We start from the raw sequence: 16,340 nt of genomic DNA, 5'->3' as shown, positions 1-16,340 counted from the left end.
CACGCGTGAGCAAGCAACGCGGCAACTAGGCTGAGGTGTAATATGAAGTTGAAAAATTCCTCAACAAAAAGACCCCGCCGATCTCACATCGCCTTTTATACAAGCGCCTTTTTGGCGATATCGGTCCGGTAATGCATGCCTTCGAAGCGGACTTTGTCCAGCTCGGCATACGCCTTCTCGCGCGCTTCCGCAATGGTGGCGCCCATGCCGGTTATACCAAGCACCCGTCCGCCGTTTGTGACGAGCTGCGAGTCCGTTTGCGCAGTACCCGCATGGAACACCAAGGCGTCCTCCACACGGTCCAGCCCTTCGATCGGCAATCCTTTCGGATAGGAAGCCGGGTAACCTCCGGAAGCCGCCACAACGCAGACAGCCGATTGGTTGCTCCAGCGGATGTCCATCTGGTCCAGCCGTCCGTTAATTGCGGCAAGCACGATGTCCAGCAAGTCGGTCTCGAGCAGCGGCAATACGACCTGTGTCTCGGGATCGCCCATACGCGCATTAAACTCGATAGTTTTCGGACCTTGCGCCGTAATCATCAAACCTGCGAACAAGACGCCGCGGAACGGACGTCCTTCTTTCACCATTGCCGAAGCTGTCGGCTTAATGATCGTTTCAATCGCCTCTTCAATGACCGATTGCGGAATATGCGGGAGCGGAGAATATGTCCCCATGCCCCCCGTATTGGGTCCCTTATCATTGTCGAACACCTGCTTATGATCTTGCGCCGCAGGCATCGGACGGACGATTTCGCCGTCCACGAAAGACAGAATCGACATTTCCTGGCCGCTCAAAAACTCTTCGATGACCACTTGGTTGCCGGATTCTCCGAATACCTTTTCGACCATAATTTCGCGCAGCGCCTTATCCGCTTCGTCCATCGTCGCCGCGATAATAACGCCTTTGCCCGCTGCAAGCCCGTCGGCTTTTATGACGATCGGCATCTGTTGTTTATGCAAGTAAGCAAGCGCTTCATCATAGTTTTCAAAAGACTCGTAAGCCGCTGTCGGAATATTGTACTTTTTCAGCAAGTCCTTCGTAAACACCTTGCTGCCTTCGATGATCGCCGCATTTTTGCGCGGACCAAACACCGGGATTTGCTTTGCTTCCATGTGATCGACAATACCCGCGGACAGCGGGTCGTCAGGTCCGATAAATACAAGATCAATCGCATGATCGATTGCAAACTGGCTTAATTCCTCAAACTGATGCTCCTGGATCGGCACGCATTCCGCCAAGTGCGCAATACCTCCGTTGCCGGGCGCGCAGTACAACTGCGATACCTTCGGACTTTTTTTGAGCGCCCATATGATCGCATGTTCGCGGCCCCCGCGGCCCACTACCAATATTCGCACAATTGCTCGCCTCCTCAACTCAAATTACTTATTGATAACACGCATCTCCGTTTGGCCGTTGTCCACTCGGATCGTCTTAACCAGCAGCGAAATTTTGTTGTCTTCGTTCAAGCGGCTCCAGAATGCCTGAGCGGTTTGCTCCACATCGTCGTAGAGCGGAACAAGCAGCGGTTCGCCTTGGAACGAAGGCAGCGGATTGCCGTCTCCGGCGTACGTGCTGATGAAGTGGCCGTAACCGGCCAGCCCGTGCTCATAATGGAAAAAGTGGCGCATCGTTTGTGCAGGATCGTTCAGATTGGTCTTTAGGATCGACAGCTTATATGCGCAAGTGGTGTCCGCAAGATCGACAACACCGGAAATACGCGGCGTGAAGTTCGGCGCGTCAGGTTCGTAAGTGCGGGTCGTGAGAGCCTGCTCGAACGTTTGGCCTGCTGCCAGCGCGTCGTAAATCGTATCGGTCTGATCGCCGTTCGTGACAATATGCGCGCTGCCCGTATAACGGACAGGATAATAGATGATCAGCGACGGATCGGTCAGCTTCGCCGGATCTTTCGCTTCCGTGCGCAGGAATCCGTTTTCTTCTTGAATGAAGACGCGGTTACGGCTGTTCTCGCTGCGTCCCATAATCCAATATACTTGCACAAATCTCGTGCCGTCCGGCGTAAGTCCGATGACGATGCCGCGGCCCGGATACGGATTTTCCGCGAGCTGTGCAAAATTACTTTCAGCTATGTTTTTCCATTGTTCTGCCACTTGCGTTACCCCCTTATGTTTTACGCTCTTGCTCTTATATACCCCCAAGAGTATGCGGGGACGAGGTTTTTAAATTTTTATTCCACTCCCCTGATTAGGGAAGGTACTGCCGCGGAAAGTTTACGTCCGCCTTTGAAAACCGTGTTTTTACCGCAAGGTAAAATAAAATGAAACACGGTTTTCATGAGCGGTGAAGCGGCAGTACCTTCCCGACCCAGCAAGCTTTAGGAATAAAAATTTAATGTTTTTCCTCCCTGCATACCCCTCATCAATGATGGAACAAACGCACGCCCGAATACGCCATCACCATGCCGTAATCGTTGGCTGCCTGCACAACTTCCTCGTCGCGCATCGAGCTGCCCGCCTGCACGACATATTTGACACCGCTGCGGCTGGCGCGGTCGAGATTATCGCGGAACGGCAGGAACGCATCGGAGCCGTAGGAAACACCGGTCAGCTTGTCCAGCCAAGCGCGTTTCTCTTCACCGGACAAACGCTCAGGCACTTCGCTGAAGCAGCTTTCCCAGCTGGCGCGTTCAACCGGCGTCAGTTCTTCTTCGAGCCACAAGTCGATAGCGTTGTTTTGCTCCGCGCGAGACAAGCCTTGACGGAACTTCATGGACAGCGCCGTCGGATGCTGGCGCAGGAACCAACGGTCGGCTTTGTCGCCGGCAAGACGCGTACAGTGAATGCGCGACTGCTGTCCAGCGCCGATACCGATCGTTTGGCCATCCAGTGCATACACGATCGAGTTGGACTGCGTATATTTCAAAGTGATTAATGCGATTAACAGATCACGCTTGGCTTCTTCCGTCAGTTCTTTATTGTTCGTTACCACATGATTCAGCGCGGAGGCGTCAATCACAGCGTCATTGCGCTGCTGCTGCAGCGTAAGGCCAAACAAGTTGCGCTTTTCGATCGGCTCCGGCACGTAATCCGGATCGATTTGCAGAATCAGGTAGCCGCCGTTTTTCTTCGCTTTGAGAATATCCAGCGCTTCCGGCGTATAACCCGGCGCTACCACAAGGTCGGATACTTCGCGTTTCAGCAATTGCGCCGTGGAAGCGTCCACGATGTCGCTGAGCGCCGCGCAGTCGCCAAACGACGACATGCGGTCCGCACCTCTGGCCCGCGCATAAGCGGTAGCGAGCGGCGACAGCTCCAGCCCTTCGACGAAGTAGGCTTTCGCCAGTTCCGGCGTCAGCGGGGCATATACGGCTGCTCCAGCCGGGCTCACGTGCTTAAACGAAGCTGCTGCAGGCAGCCCTGTGGCGCGGCGCAGTTCACGGGCGAGCTGGAAGCTGTTGAGCGCATCCAGCAGGTTGATGAAGCCGGGATCGCCGTTAACGACGGTAATCGGCAGCTTGCCTTCGCTGTAGATTTTTGCTTCCTTCTGGTGCGGATTCATGCCGTATCTTAAGTTGATCTCATTTTGACTCATGATCTTCTCCCCGTCCTTCTTCAAATCGAGTGGTATTGCCTGTCAACCGAACCTTGTCTTGGCTGATGCGCTGCACGACGTGCGGCAGCAGCTCGTGTTCGATCCGATGTATTCTCTCCATAAGCGTCTCTTCCGTGTCATCCAGTTCGATGCTGACAGCCCGCTGCGCGATAACCGGGCCTGTATCCATTCCGCCGTCGACGTAATGCACGGTCACCCCGGTCACCTTCACACCATGATCAAGCGCCTGCCGGACCGCATGCAGCCCCGGAAACGAAGGCAGCAGCGACGGATGAATGTTGATCATCCGGCCGTACCACGGCTCGACCAACACCGGCGTAATGATCCTCATATAACCGGCCAGCACGATCAGATCGATCTCGTGTTCTTCCAACTTGCGCAAAATGTCAGCTTCATACGCCTCTCGCGCGGCATAGTCTTTCGGCTTAAACGCAAACACGTTAACGCCTGCCTGCTCTGCGCGCTCAACCACCTTGGCCCGAGGCTTATCACATACAAGAAGCTCGATGCGAACATCGAGCTTGCCTGCCTGCACAGCATCCGCGAGCGCCTGAAAATTCGAGCCGCTGCCCGAGGCGAATACGGCAATGCGAAACGGCTTCATCCGATCTCCACTCCGCTGAAGGTGACTATTTTGTCCCCTGCGGTGACTTGACCAAGCGTATACACGCTTTCGCCGTTTTGCTCGAAAATACGTTTCGCCTCTTCCGCCTGCTCTGCCGCTACGATCACGACCATGCCGATGCCCATGTTGAAGGTGCGGAACATGTCGCGGTGCGAAATGCCGCCTTCGCGCTGCATCAGCTGAAAGATCGGCAGAATCGGCCAAGAGCCGTATTCGATATGCACGTTGACGCCGTCTGGCAATACGCGCGGAATATTTTCGATAAAGCCGCCCCCGGTAATATGAGCCATGCCTTTAATTTGTACTTTTTCCAAAGCCGCAAGTACCGGCTTTACATAAATCTTTGTTGGCTCCAGCAGCACGTCGCCCAGACGCGCTCCGAGCTCAGCCACTTCGTCCTGCAGCTTGTAGCCTTTCTCCTCCAGCAGCAGCTTGCGCACCAGCGAGAAGCCGTTGCTGTGCACGCCGCTCGAAGCAAGTCCGAGCACGACGTCACCGGGGCGGATCGTACTGCCGTCGATGACCTTTTTCTTATCGACTACGCCAACTGTAAAACCGGCGATATCGTATTCGCCTTCCGCATACATGCCCGGCATTTCTGCGGTTTCCCCGCCGAGCAGCGCGCAGGCCGACTGCACGCAGCCTTCGCTGACACCGGCGATAATCGCTTCGATTTTCTCCGGAACGACCCGGTCGCATGCGAGGTAATCGAGGAAAAAGAGCGGCTCCGCACCCTGCACGATAATATCATTGACGCACATAGCAACCGCGTCGATACCGATCGTATCGTGTTTATCCATGGCAAAAGCGAGCTTCAGCTTCGTTCCTACTCCGTCCGTACCGGAAACAAGCACCGGCTCTTCGTATTTGCCTTTATTTAAACCGAACAAGCCGCCGAAGCCGCCCAGATCGGTCAGCACCTCGGGACGCATCGTCCGTTTGACGTGCTTTTTCATCCGTTCAACCGCTTCATTCCCGGCGGCAATATCGACACCGGCCTTTTTGTATGCGTCAGACACAGGTTCCACTCCTTTATATTCAATACCTCATGGCGGTTAAGCCGCTTATCTCTTCATTATCGCTGCGAAACGGCCGACTGCCAGCTTTTCGCTTCTTCGTCCGGCACCGCCGTCGGATATACATTGTCAAAGCATGCCGTGCAATGTCCCCGGTTGGTGTCCGACTGAGGACGCCCGATGGAGGCCAGCAGTCCTTCCTTGGTCAAAAAGTGCAGCGAATCCGCATTGATCGCCTGGCGAATTTCTTCGACCGACTTTTGCGCTGCGATCAGCTCCTTGCGGCTTGGCGTATCAATGCCATAGAAACAAGGGTTGGAGAATGGCGGCGAACTGATCCGCACATGCACTTCCTTTGCTCCCGCTTCGCGCAGCAGGTTGACGATCCGCAGGCTCGTTGTGCCGCGCACGATCGAATCATCAATCATAACGACACGCTTGCCTTCTACTACCTTGCGCACTGCCGACAGCTTCATCTTCACGCCCTGCTCGCGCAGCTCCTGGCTTGGCTGAATGAACGTCCGGCCGGTATAACGGTTTTTGATCAAGCCCAGCTCGTAAGGAATTCCCGTCTGCTCGGCATAGCCGATCGCGGCGGAAATACTCGAGTCCGGCACGCCGGTGACCAAATCCGCATCAACGAACGCTTCCAGAGCCAGCTGGCGGCCCATCCGCTTGCGAGCGGCATGGATGTTAATCTCGTCGATATCACTGTCCGGGCGGGCAAAATAAATATATTCCATTGCGCAAATCGCGCGGTGTTTCACAGGGCTGAACCGATCTTCTGTTACGCCGCTCTGATCGAGTACAAGCAATTCCCCCGGCTCCATATCGCGGTAATACGTTGCTCCGACCGCGTCGAAAGCGCATGTCTCCGATGCGAACAAATAAGCATTGCCAAGGCGGCCAATAACGAATGGACGTAAGCCGTGCGGATCGCGTGCCGCGATGACCTTATCCCGCGTCATAAACAGGAACGCATATGCGCCTTCGACCTTCTGCAGCGCTTCCTTGACCGCCAGCACGATATCGTCGTGCTTGGAACGAGCGATCAAATGCGCGACAACTTCGGTATCGCTGGTTGTTTGGAAAATCGAGCCCTGACGCTCTAAGTCGCGTTTAATCTCCGGCGCATTGGTTAAATTGCCGTTTGTAGCAATCGCCAGATCCCCTTCGCGATACTTGAAAATCAGAGGCTGCGCATTCGCCAGCTTGCTTTCGCCTGCCGTCGAATAGCGAACGTGTGAAATACAGTTGGAGCCTGTCAACGCTCCCAGCTTCTCATTGTTGAATACTTCCTTCACTAGCCCCATGTCGCGGTGATAGTGAAATTCTTTCCCGTCTGATACGCAAATACCCGCGCTTTCCTGGCCGCGGTGCTGCAGCGCGTGCTGACCGTAATAAGCCAGTTGTGCCGCGTCCGGGTGTCCGTAAACTCCGAACACGCCGCACTCTTCGCGCAACTTGTCAAAAAGACCGTCATGACTGTTGATCCCGTCGTTGTAAAAGCGCCCTGTCCACAGCGAGAAATCCGCTGCGCTCCTTGCAGGCTGGAAAGCGGAGCGAATATCATGTCCGCCCGCTCCAAATCGGCTTCCCAGCTGCAATTCCGGTCGCTGGTCGGTCTTTATTTCATCAGACATGGAATCGCATCCTTCCAAACCTTTTCTAGTTGATCTACCGCTGCATGAATGGCTGGTTGTGTGTTTACCGAGACTTCGAGGTTAGTGCCTTGAACTTGACCGATCTTTTGTACTGTGATGCCGCTTTGCTCTAGATGAGCTTGCAAAGCTGCCGCTTTATCCTGCGATGCGCTCAGCACGATACGCGACTGGCTCTCGCTGAACAACGCGATGTCATTGCGCAGGCTGCTCTCAAAGTTGACCTTGGCGCCGATGCCGCCGCTGATGGCGCTCTCCGCCAGGGCTACGGCCAAACCGCCGTCGGATACGTCATGCGCCGATGCAACCAAGCCTTGTTGGATCGCCGACAAAACGCCGTCCAGCAGACGCTTTTCAACATCCAGGTCGATTTGCGGCGGACGTCCTTCCGTTACGCCGTGCAGCACGTATTGGAATTCACTGCCGCCAAGCTCCGCTTTGGTTTCGCCGAGCAGGAAGATAACGTCGCCTTCGTTTTTGAAGCCTTGCGTCGTGATGTGATCTGTATCGTGAATGAGGCCGACCATGCCGACAACCGGCGTTGGGTAAATAGCCCCTTTTGCATTTTCATTGTACAAGCTGACGTTACCGCCGATAACCGGTGTATTCAGCCTGCGGCAAGCTTCCGCCATACCGTCAACAGCCTTCTCCATCTGCCAGAAAATTTCCGGTTTCTCCGGGCTGCCGAAGTTCAGGTTATCCGTAATCGCCAGCGGCTCAGCGCCGGAACAAACGTTGTTGCGCGCCGCTTCCGCTACCGCGATTTGGCCGCCTACTTCCGGATCAAGATACACGAAGCGTCCATTACAGTCTGTTGACATCGACAACGCTTTGCGGGAGCCGCGGATCGATACAACGGCTGCGTCCGAGCCCGGACGAACAACGGTGCTTGTGCGGACCATGTAGTCGTATTGGTTGTAAACCCACTCTTTGCTTGCCACGGTTGGCGAAGCCAGCACTTTTTTCAGCGCGCCATTCAAGTCGGTTACTTCAGCATAACGAGTTGTATCGATGCTTGCGCTTGCTTCGTAGTAAGCAGGCTCTTTCGAAGGCTTGTTGTATATCGGGCACTCGTCAACGAGTGCGCCAACCGGCATGCTGCCCACAAGCTCGCCTTTATGGTACAACTTCAGGTTGCCGTCGTCCGTTACCCGGCCAATCTTAGCGCAATGCAGACCCCAGCGGTCAAAAATCGCTTTCGCTTGCGCTTCGTCCTTCTCTTCAACAACAAACAGCATCCGTTCTTGGGATTCGGACAACATCATTTCGTAAGGCGTCATGCCTTCCTCACGCTGCGGCACCTCATCGAGGTACAGCTCCATGCCGTTGCCGGCTTTGCTAGCCATCTCTGCGCTGGAGCAGGTCAGACCGGCTGCGCCCATGTCCTGGATACCGAGGACGATACCGGAGTTAATCAGCTCTAGACACGCTTCAAGAACCAGCTTCTCCATGAACGGATCGCCAACTTGTACCGCCGTACGCTTCGCTTCGGATTCCTCCGTCAGCTCTACGGAAGCGAATGTTGCGCCGTGAATACCGTCGCGGCCGGTAGCTGGACCGACATAGAACACCGGGTTGCCTACGCCTTTGGCGACACCCTTTTGAATTTTATCGTGATCGATGATGCCTACGCACATCGCATTTACTAGCGGGTTGCCTTCATACGTCTCGTCGAACATCACTTCGCCGCCAACTGTCGGAATACCGATACAGTTGCCGTAACCCGCGATACCCGAAACGACGTGCTCGAACAAATATTTAACGCGCTCATTTTCCAAACGGCCAAAACGCAGCGAGTTCAGCACCGCTACCGGTCTTGCGCCCATCGAAAAAATGTCACGGATAATGCCGCCCACACCTGTCGCCGCGCCTTGGAAAGGCTCGATCGCCGACGGATGGTTATGGCTTTCGATTTTAAATACAACCGCCTGGTTGTCGCCGATATCGACGATCCCTGCGCCTTCGCCCGGACCCATCAAGACGCGTGGCCCCGATGTTGGGAACTTGCGAAGCAACGGCTTCGAATTTTTATAAGAGCAATGCTCCGACCACATGACGCTGAATACGCCGATTTCCACGTAGTTCGGCTGCCGTCCCAAAAACCCGCAGATTAATGCGTACTCTTCGTCCGTCACGCCCATCTGCTTGTAAATTTCCTGATCCGCAATTTGTTCCGCGGTCGGTTCCTTAGCCGTTAACTGCTGCGCCATGCTTTTCCCTCCATGTGCTCAAAATCGAAGTAAACATCTTTGCTCCGTCCGCAGAACCGAGCAGTTCATGCACAGCGCGCTCCGGATGCGGCATCATGCCTAATACGTTGCCTTGTTTATTGCAAATGCCGGCGATATCGTCGACAGAACCGTTCGGATTGTTGCCCGCTTCATAGCGGAACACGATTTGATTGTTCGCTTTAAGCTCTTCCAGCGTTGCGTCGTCGCAGTAATAGTTGCCTTCGCCGTGAGCGATCGGAATGTTGATCAGCTCGCCTTGGCTGTAGCCGGCCGTAAACGGCGTTGCATTGTTCTCTACCTGCAGCATAGTTGCATGACAGCGGAACTTCAGCGACTCGTTGCGCAGCATTGCGCCCGGCAGTAAGCCCGACTCAAGCAAGATTTGGAATCCGTTGCAAATGCCGATAATGTACTTGCCTTGTTCTGCCGCTTCTTTCAGCGCCTTCATAACCGGAGCGAATTGCGCGATCGCGCCGCAGCGCAGATAGTCGCCGTACGAGAAACCTCCAGGCACGATGATGCAATCATATTGAGATAAGTCCGTTTCCGTATGCCATACATAGCTGACCGGCTGCTTGATCGTATCTTCCACCGCTTTAAAGCAGTCGATGTCGCAGTTGGAGCCGGGAAATACAAGAACCGCGAAGTTCATCCGATTGTCCTCCTAAAAGTTTTGCGAAGCAAAACTTGCTTCGTAAGCAAATCCTAAACGAAATGCCCGCGTGAGGGCTTTACTTTATTTAACACGATTAACAATGTGCAAGTTCTGCCGAGCAGAACAACTCTTTATCCCAAAAGCAGCTTCCGCATTACGGCGGCTGCCCTTCTATTTACACAAACTCAAAAGCTAATACCGCCCCGCTTACGCCAACTCGTAACGGTAATCTTCGATAACCGTGTTAGCCAGCAGCTTTTCGCACATTGCTTTTACACGTTGTTCCGCTTCCGAGCGGTCCGCCGTATTCAGTTCGATTTCGATATATTTGCCGACGCGCACTTTGCCGACTTCAGCGAAGCCCATCGAATGAAGTCCGCCTTGTACCGCATTCCCTTGAGGGTCCAATACGCTTTGCTTGATGGTGACGTAAACAGTCGCTTTTAACATGATTCCATCCTCCGATTTTCTGATATCAACGTTTGTGCCCGTGTGCTCGCCACGGTATGACCGGTTTCGTTGCTGCTGCAAATTACAGATTGGCTTGAGCGAGCCGCTTGTAAATATCGAGATAGCGGCGCGATGTTTCTTCGACCACATGGTCCGGCAGCGGATCGGGTTCGCTGTTTTTATCCCAGCCTGAATTGCTTAAATACGTCCGTACCGGCTCTTTATCCATACTGTCAATCTCTATGTCAAAGGCATAGTTCTCTTTCGCCCAGAAACGCGATGAATCCGGCGTAAAAATCTCGTCAATTAAAATAATTTCGCCGTCAATAAGTCCAAACTCAAATTTCGTATCGGCCAAAATAATGCCGCGCTCCTCACAAAGCTTACGTGCAAACTCATACAGCATGATGCTTTTTTGCTCCAATTGCTCCGTCAGCTCAGCGCCGACCAGCTCTTTCATCCGCTCGATGGAGATATCTTCATCGTGGCCAACGTCATTTTTAGCCGCGGGAGTAAAGATCGGCTTCTCGAAACGTTCGTTTTTGCGCATGCCTTCCGGCAGCTTGCGGCCGTTGATTTCGCCGGTTTGCTGATACTGGCGCCATCCGCCTCCGGTAATGTAGCCGCGCACAACACATTCGATATCGATGCGCTCCGCTTTGCGCGTCACCATAAACCGGTCTTTCATCGCTTCCCGGTCGGTGATAACTTCAGGATACAGCCGGTCCACGTCGGCATGAACCACGTGATTTGGCATAATACCCGCCGTCTGCTCAAACCAGAACAAGCTGAGGCTGTTCAGCGCGTTGCCTTTGTCCGGCACCGCAGGGCTCAGCACATAGTCAAATGCCGAGATGCGGTCGGTGACCGCAATCAGGTAGTGTTCGCCGAGGTCAAACAGCTCACGCACCTTGCCTTTATACAGCAGCGGAGCCTTCACATAAGGCTGCGCGCTGGAAATCGCTTTGGACGAACTCATAATGGCCTGGCCTCCTAAACGTTTTTGCGCCAGCAAAACTGGCTTCGAAAGATGAATCTATTTCAAACCTAAACGGTCAAATATCGTATCCACATGCTTCAGGTGCCAGCTCGGGTTAAAGCTGTCTTCGATTTCCTCCAGCGAAAGCAATTCGCGGATCGCCGGCGTATTCTCCAAAATATCGCGGAACGAGCGTTGCTCTTCCCAAGCCTGCATCGCACGCGGCTGCACCGTGTCGTATGCCTGCTCGCGGCTTAAGCCTTTGTCGATCAGCTTGGTCATCACGCGGCCGGAGAACGGCACACCGTATGTGCTGAGCATGTTGCGCTTCATGTTTTCCGGGAACACGGTCAAGTTTTTCACGATATTGCCGAAACGGTTCAGCATGTAGTTAAGCAGGATTGTCGCATCCGGCAAAATGATACGCTCAACGGACGAGTGGGAAATATCTCTTTCATGCCACAAAGTAACGTTTTCGTAAGCGGAAATCATATGACCGCGGATGACGCGGGACAAACCGGAAATATTCTCGCAGCCGATCGGATTGCGCTTATGCGGCATCGCCGACGAACCTTTTTGCCCTTTGGCGAACGGCTCTTCGACCTCGCGGAATTCGCTTTTTTGCAAGCCGCGGATTTCCGTCGCAAACTTGTCCAGCGATGTTGCGATCAACGCCAAAGTCGCCATATATTCGGCATGACGGTCGCGCTGCAGCGTTTGTGTCGAGATTGGAGCGGCTTTCGTACCCAGATGCTCACACACATACGTTTCAACGAACGGATCGATATTGGCATAGGTTCCAACCGCGCCGGAAATTTTGCCGTATTGCACGCCGTCAGCGGCGAAGCGGAAACGATCCAGGTTGCGCTTCATTTCTTCGTACCAAAGCGCTACTTTGAGGCCAAATGTGGTCGGCTCGGCATGTACGCCATGTGTTCTGCCCATCATTGGCACATCTTTATATTTAATGGCTTGCTGCCGTAAAATTTCAATGAAATTAATAAGATCTTTCTCCAAAATTTCATTAGCCTGTTTAAGCAAATAACCAAGTGCCGTATCCACGACGTCGGTCGACGTCAAGCCGTAATGCACCCATTTGCGCTCAGGTCCCAATGTTTCCGAAACGGCACGGGTAAACGCGATCACGTCATGACGGGTTTCCTGCTCGATCTCGTAGATCCGATCAATGTTGAAGCTTGCTTTGGCCCGCAGTTCCTTCACATCTTCCTTCGGGATCACGCCAAGCTCCGACCAAGCTTCACAGGATAAAACTTCTACCTCCAGCCATGCCTTAAACTTATTTTCCTCCGTCCAAATCTTCACCATTTCCGGCCTGCTGTAACGCTCTAACATAATTCCGATTCCTCCCGCTTCCTTATCCTATTTTTTCTCGCGGAGTCAAGTCCGGCGATTGGCATCAATTGAATTTTGGTTCGAAACTGTACAGAGGGAAGGGAATTGCTGCGGAAAGTTTACGTCCGCTTTGAAAACCGTGTTTTTACCGAAAGGTAAAATATAAGAAAACACGGTTTTCATTGGCGGTGGAGTTGCAATCCCTTTCCGTCGTACACATTTTCCGAATAAAAATTCATCCTTTTTTGCCTTTCGCCGGACTTTACTCCCACCTATTTTCCCCAAATGCCTGTTTGTTCTATCCAGCCAAGCGCCTTCTCTACCGAATCGGCCAGCACATTGACATGTCCCATTTTACGTTTATGCTTCGCTTCCTGCTTGCCGTACAAATGCACTTTCACGGCAATGCCGGGCTCCTCCTGCTCCTGCGCTTCCAACAACGCAAGCAGCGGCTCGACATGCTCGCCAAGCACATTCACCATAACCACCGGGCTCATCAAATCGACGTTGCCCAGCGGCAAATTGCACACCGCCCGCACATGCTGCTCAAATTGCGATGTCGTGCAGGCTTCCATCGTATAATGACCCGAATTATGAGGCCGCGGCGCAAGCTCATTGACGAACAGTTCTCCATCCGGAGTCAAAAACATCTCGACGGCGATCAGGCCGATCACCTGCATCGATTCGGCGATTTGTTCAGCCAGCCGCTGCGCTTTGTGCACGACAGCTTCATCCACCCGTGCCGGAACGATGGACAGGTGCAAGATATTATCGACATGAATATTTTCCGAAGCCGGGAACACTTTAATTTCGCCCCTCGGGTTGCGAGCCGCTATAACGGATAGTTCTTTTTCAAAATGGATAAACTTCTCAAGCACCAGCTCTGTCTTGGCTTTACTGAGCGTATGAAACGCCTCATCCGCTTCATCGGCCGAACGGATCACCCATTGGCCTTTTCCGTCATAACCGCCGGTAGCCGTCTTGAGCACGCAAGGAACGCCAAAGCGGGCAATCGCCGCTTTTAATCCTTCAGCGCTGGTTATCTCTTCATATGGCGCGACCTGGACGCCGGCGGCTTCGATCGCGCGTTTCTCCCTCAGCCTATGCTGGGTCGTATATAAAAGCTGGCTGCCCTGCGGAACATATGATTCGGACATCAGCAAATCGGTCACAGCCGCATCGACATTTTCAAACTCGTAAGTAATCACGTCGCATTGTTCCGCAAGCGCTTTGGCTGCGTTCACATCATCATAAGCCGCTACAATCTGCCGGTCGGCCACTTGGCCGCAAGGCGCATCGGGAGTCGGGTCCAGCGTAATGAACCGGTAACCCATGTGACGGCCGGACAATGCCAGCATCCGCCCAAGCTGCCCGCCGCCTAACACGCCGATTGTACTGCCCGGCAATATTTTTTTGGTGGGGTAAAATACGTTTGTCTTCATTGGAGGCTGCTGCTGCTTTCCATGACTTGTTCGCTTATCCGATCGCGGCGGGCTCCGATTCGTTCTTGAATCGACCGGTCGAAGGCGCCCAGAATTTGAGCCGCCAAAAGTCCTGCGTTCGTAGCGCCCGCTTGGCCGATCGCTACCGTAGCTACCGGAATACCGCCCGGCATTTGTACGATCGACAACAACGAATCAAGTCCGTTTAACGTAGAGGTTTTGACAGGGACGCCAATAACCGGAAGAATTGTTTTCGCCGCTACCATACCTGGCAGATGCGCAGCCCCTCCGGCTCCCGCAATAATGACCTGCAATCCCCGCTCAACGGCGGAAGATGCGTATTCAAACATTAAATCTGGCGTACGGTGGGCGGAAACAACCTGCTTTTCAAACGGTATTTCCAATTCCTCCAAAATCGCACAAGCATGCTTCATCGTTTCCCAATCCGATTGGCTTCCCATGATGACGCCAACACGTGCCGACATGTGATTTGACCTACTTTCTCAAGTGGAGTTTGTGTCTGTTCGTGATATTCAAAAAAAAGAAAAACGCCCTAAAGATAGTATGGCCTATCTGCAGGACGAACAAGAATCGAATGGTATGTAGTGCGCAGATCATCGACGCAACACAAAAAGCAGCCTCTTTTCAGCCGCGCTCATTCGCTCGTAGTCCAAAAATTTGTGGTCTTTGGGTAGATACTTTCGGGCCGTATTCCCGACATTATACGAGGTTAATTGACAATATGAACATATGAAAACCGTGTTGCATGCATGTTTAGTTTAACAGCGATTGACACTCCATGTCAACTTACAAACACGAACATTAATGATTTTTTCAATTTAAAAGTTCGCTTTTTCGTCGAAGTTAATCTTGCCATATGTAAATCCCCGCTTTTTTCCAGTCCATCTCCCCTTAAGACGTAAGAAAGGAGCCGCCTTCGCAGCTCCCGAAATGTTTTCAATTATGATCGTTGAAAAATCTCTTTAGCCGCTTGGATTGCCGATGCGGCTCGCGCAGGAAGGAACGTTTTCAAAAGCAGCAGCAAAGCTGAATTATGCGCAGTCCACGATAACGAATCAAATTCAACGGCTGGAGAAAGAGATGGGCATTCAGCTTTTCAGACGGGGATGGGATGCGGAATTGACGGGATCCGGTCAATTGTTTGCAGCAGAAATCGATAGTCTGATTAAGCATTGGCAATATGTATCCGAACAAGCAAAAGCTTTGCAAAAAGAAGAGATCGGCACCATACGTATGGGAGCGCTGGAATCCGTGCTGGAAAATACACTGCCGAATTGTTTACGCCGATTCAGAGAGCTCAAACCGAAAGTGTCATACAGCATCGCCACCGGAAATACCGACTCCCTGTCCCTGGCTCTCACCCAGAAGCAGTTGGACTTCGCCTTATGCGGTGAGCCAGCCGATCCTTCGGGTTATGTTTTCGACCCGCTATATCATTGAGAAGATTAGCTTTATCGTATCCCGCAATCACCCTTTTTCCGAAAGAAGCTGTATTGATTTCGAGGATTTGTTTGATTATCCGCTTATCGTCGGGGGAACTACATGTTTGTATTAATTGCGGTTAGCCAAACAGTTTTCACAGTATACACAAAGCCCGTTCCTCTATTCCATTAGCCAAATCTCAGCAATCCCAGGGTTCGTAAAACAACTCTCGTCCGTTGGAGCTGTTCTCGATTCAACACCCCTGCCATCAGGTGTCGTCAAAATAAACGTTGAGCTTAACGACGCTTCGATTCCGGTCGGTCTGCTGCAGCTTCGCAGCAATCCATATCCTTCCGCATCAAAAAACGCCTTAATACAACTCATCAAGGAAGAGCTTGCACAATACACACGCGAATGATTTCTCGCGGATTTCCATGAAACCAAAAAAAAAGAGCCTCCTCAAAATAAATTTGAGAAAGCTCCTTGTTTGCTTGGCAACGTCCTACTCTCCCGAGACCCTGCGGTCTAAGTACCATCGGCGCTGGAGGACTTAACGGTCGTGTTCGAGATGGGTACGCGTGGTTCCCCTCCGCCATCGTCACCAAACATGTTTTGCTTTACGCAAAACGGTTCAGGTCTTGATCCCTGAAAACTGGATGCGAAATACTACAAGCTTTGCTTCTTGTCCTTTGGGCCCCGAGAAAGTATTCGGAATAAGCTGCAACGCTTATCTTCACTTTCTTGGGATGTTTGGTTAAGCCCTCGACCGATTAGTATTCGTCAGCTGCACACGTTGCCGCGCTTCCACCCCGAACCTATCTACCTCGTCGTCTACAAGGGGTCTTACATACTGGGAAATCTCATCTTGAGGGGGGCTTCACGCTTAGATGCTTTCAGCGCTTATCCCTTCCGTAC

General features: G+C 52.8%; 14 protein-coding genes, 2 rRNA genes and 1 riboswitch. Of the genes, 1 reads left to right on the top strand and 15 read right to left on the bottom strand.

The genetic code is table 11. The features are described from left to right. Window positions 1-95: 95 nt before the first annotated feature. The 13 genes from purD to purE all read right to left on the bottom strand — a co-directional run bounded on the left by purD (window position 96) and on the right by purE (window position 14,467). Window positions 96-1,355: a phosphoribosylamine--glycine ligase gene (purD, locus tag EYB31_RS38880; RefSeq protein WP_131018984.1), complete on the bottom strand. Its 1,260-nt coding sequence runs from the start codon at window positions 1,353-1,355 to the stop codon at window positions 96-98. Window positions 1,356-1,379: 24 nt separating this feature from the next. Next, on the bottom strand, window positions 1,380-2,108 hold the full coding sequence (locus EYB31_RS38875) for an IMP cyclohydrolase (RefSeq protein ID WP_240763219.1): 729 nt from the start codon (window positions 2,106-2,108) through the stop codon (window positions 1,380-1,382). A gap of 268 nt (window positions 2,109-2,376) precedes the next feature. Then, window positions 2,377-3,549, bottom strand: a complete 1,173-nt coding sequence (locus tag EYB31_RS38870) for a phosphoribosylaminoimidazolecarboxamide formyltransferase (protein ID WP_131018983.1) — start codon at window positions 3,547-3,549, stop codon at window positions 2,377-2,379. Continuing rightward, the gene (gene purN / locus EYB31_RS38865; protein WP_131018982.1) at window positions 3,536-4,174 is read right to left on the bottom strand and encodes a phosphoribosylglycinamide formyltransferase; all 639 of its coding nucleotides are present in this window, start codon (window positions 4,172-4,174) and stop codon (window positions 3,536-3,538) included. The genes EYB31_RS38870 and purN overlap by 14 nt, the downstream gene beginning before the upstream one ends. Then, window positions 4,171-5,214: a phosphoribosylformylglycinamidine cyclo-ligase gene (gene purM, locus EYB31_RS38860; RefSeq protein ID WP_131018981.1), complete on the bottom strand. Its 1,044-nt coding sequence runs from the start codon at window positions 5,212-5,214 to the stop codon at window positions 4,171-4,173. The genes purN and purM overlap by 4 nt, the downstream gene beginning before the upstream one ends. A gap of 56 nt (window positions 5,215-5,270) precedes the next feature. After that, window positions 5,271-6,854 carry an amidophosphoribosyltransferase gene (gene purF, locus EYB31_RS38855; RefSeq protein ID WP_131018980.1) on the bottom strand — a complete coding sequence of 528 codons (1,584 nt, stop codon included), beginning with the start codon at window positions 6,852-6,854 and terminating at the stop codon, window positions 5,271-5,273. Further along, entirely contained in the window at window positions 6,839-9,082 is a 2,244-nt protein-coding gene (gene purL, locus EYB31_RS38850) for a phosphoribosylformylglycinamidine synthase subunit PurL (protein WP_131018979.1), read from the bottom strand. Before purL ends, purF begins: the two co-directional genes overlap by 16 nt. Beyond that, window positions 9,060-9,755: a phosphoribosylformylglycinamidine synthase subunit PurQ gene (gene purQ, locus EYB31_RS38845; RefSeq protein ID WP_131018978.1), complete on the bottom strand. Its 696-nt coding sequence runs from the start codon at window positions 9,753-9,755 to the stop codon at window positions 9,060-9,062. The genes purL and purQ overlap by 23 nt, the downstream gene beginning before the upstream one ends. Before the next feature lie 210 nt (window positions 9,756-9,965). After that, window positions 9,966-10,208: a phosphoribosylformylglycinamidine synthase subunit PurS gene (purS, locus tag EYB31_RS38840; RefSeq protein ID WP_131018977.1), complete on the bottom strand. Its 243-nt coding sequence runs from the start codon at window positions 10,206-10,208 to the stop codon at window positions 9,966-9,968. An 82-nt stretch (window positions 10,209-10,290) separates the two neighbouring features. Continuing rightward, entirely contained in the window at window positions 10,291-11,187 is an 897-nt protein-coding gene (locus tag EYB31_RS38835; protein WP_131018976.1) for a phosphoribosylaminoimidazolesuccinocarboxamide synthase, read from the bottom strand. A gap of 57 nt (window positions 11,188-11,244) precedes the next feature. Continuing rightward, window positions 11,245-12,540: an adenylosuccinate lyase gene (purB, locus tag EYB31_RS38830; RefSeq protein WP_131018975.1), complete on the bottom strand. Its 1,296-nt coding sequence runs from the start codon at window positions 12,538-12,540 to the stop codon at window positions 11,245-11,247. Between the two features lie 272 nt (window positions 12,541-12,812). Next, the gene (purK, locus tag EYB31_RS38825) at window positions 12,813-13,982 is read right to left on the bottom strand and encodes a 5-(carboxyamino)imidazole ribonucleotide synthase (RefSeq protein ID WP_131018974.1); all 1,170 of its coding nucleotides are present in this window, start codon (window positions 13,980-13,982) and stop codon (window positions 12,813-12,815) included. After that, window positions 13,979-14,467, bottom strand: a complete 489-nt coding sequence (gene purE, locus EYB31_RS38820; RefSeq protein ID WP_131018973.1) for a 5-(carboxyamino)imidazole ribonucleotide mutase — start codon at window positions 14,465-14,467, stop codon at window positions 13,979-13,981. The genes purK and purE overlap by 4 nt, the downstream gene beginning before the upstream one ends. 161 nt (window positions 14,468-14,628) lie before the next feature. After that, window positions 14,629-14,730: riboswitch (purine riboswitch) on the bottom strand. 254 nt (window positions 14,731-14,984) lie between these two features. On the opposite strand from purE, the gene EYB31_RS41445 reads away from it, so the two are divergent. Continuing rightward, a complete protein-coding gene (locus tag EYB31_RS41445) occupies window positions 14,985-15,443 on the top strand; it encodes a LysR family transcriptional regulator (RefSeq protein ID WP_338120015.1) in 459 nt (152 codons plus the stop codon). Window positions 15,444-15,914: 471 nt separating this feature from the next. Here EYB31_RS41445 and rrf read toward each other — a convergent pair. After that, window positions 15,915-16,031, bottom strand: a 5S ribosomal RNA gene (rrf, locus tag EYB31_RS38810). 144 nt (window positions 16,032-16,175) lie between these two features. Continuing rightward, window positions 16,176-16,340: ribosomal RNA gene (locus tag EYB31_RS38805) — 23S ribosomal RNA — on the bottom strand; the annotation flags it as partial.

The organism is Paenibacillus thalictri (assembly GCF_004307995.1).
Taxonomy (GTDB): domain Bacteria; phylum Bacillota; class Bacilli; order Paenibacillales; family NBRC-103111; genus Paenibacillus_AF; species Paenibacillus_AF thalictri.
The sequence above is the reverse complement of the archived record's forward strand: the minus strand, read 5'-3'. Positions and strand labels throughout refer to the sequence as shown.

Coding starts and splice junctions, on each gene's coding strand:
- purK (WP_131018974.1), bottom strand. CDS start 13,982: ATGAAGACAAACGTATTTTACCCCACCAAAAAAATATTGCCGGGCAGT.
- purB (WP_131018975.1), bottom strand. CDS start 12,540: ATGTTAGAGCGTTACAGCAGGCCGGAAATGGTGAAGATTTGGACGGAG.
- purL (WP_131018979.1), bottom strand. CDS start 9,082: ATGGCGCAGCAGTTAACGGCTAAGGAACCGACCGCGGAACAAATTGCG.
- purF (WP_131018980.1), bottom strand. CDS start 6,854: ATGTCTGATGAAATAAAGACCGACCAGCGACCGGAATTGCAGCTGGGA.
- EYB31_RS38835 (WP_131018976.1), bottom strand. CDS start 11,187: ATGAGTTCGTCCAAAGCGATTTCCAGCGCGCAGCCTTATGTGAAGGCT.
- purE (WP_131018973.1), bottom strand. CDS start 14,467: ATGTCGGCACGTGTTGGCGTCATCATGGGAAGCCAATCGGATTGGGAA.
- purN (WP_131018982.1), bottom strand. CDS start 4,174: ATGAAGCCGTTTCGCATTGCCGTATTCGCCTCGGGCAGCGGCTCGAAT.
- purS (WP_131018977.1), bottom strand. CDS start 10,208: ATGTTAAAAGCGACTGTTTACGTCACCATCAAGCAAAGCGTATTGGAC.
- EYB31_RS41445 (WP_338120015.1), top strand. CDS start 14,985: ATGCGGCTCGCGCAGGAAGGAACGTTTTCAAAAGCAGCAGCAAAGCTG.
- EYB31_RS38870 (WP_131018983.1), bottom strand. CDS start 3,549: ATGAGTCAAAATGAGATCAACTTAAGATACGGCATGAATCCGCACCAG.
- purQ (WP_131018978.1), bottom strand. CDS start 9,755: ATGAACTTCGCGGTTCTTGTATTTCCCGGCTCCAACTGCGACATCGAC.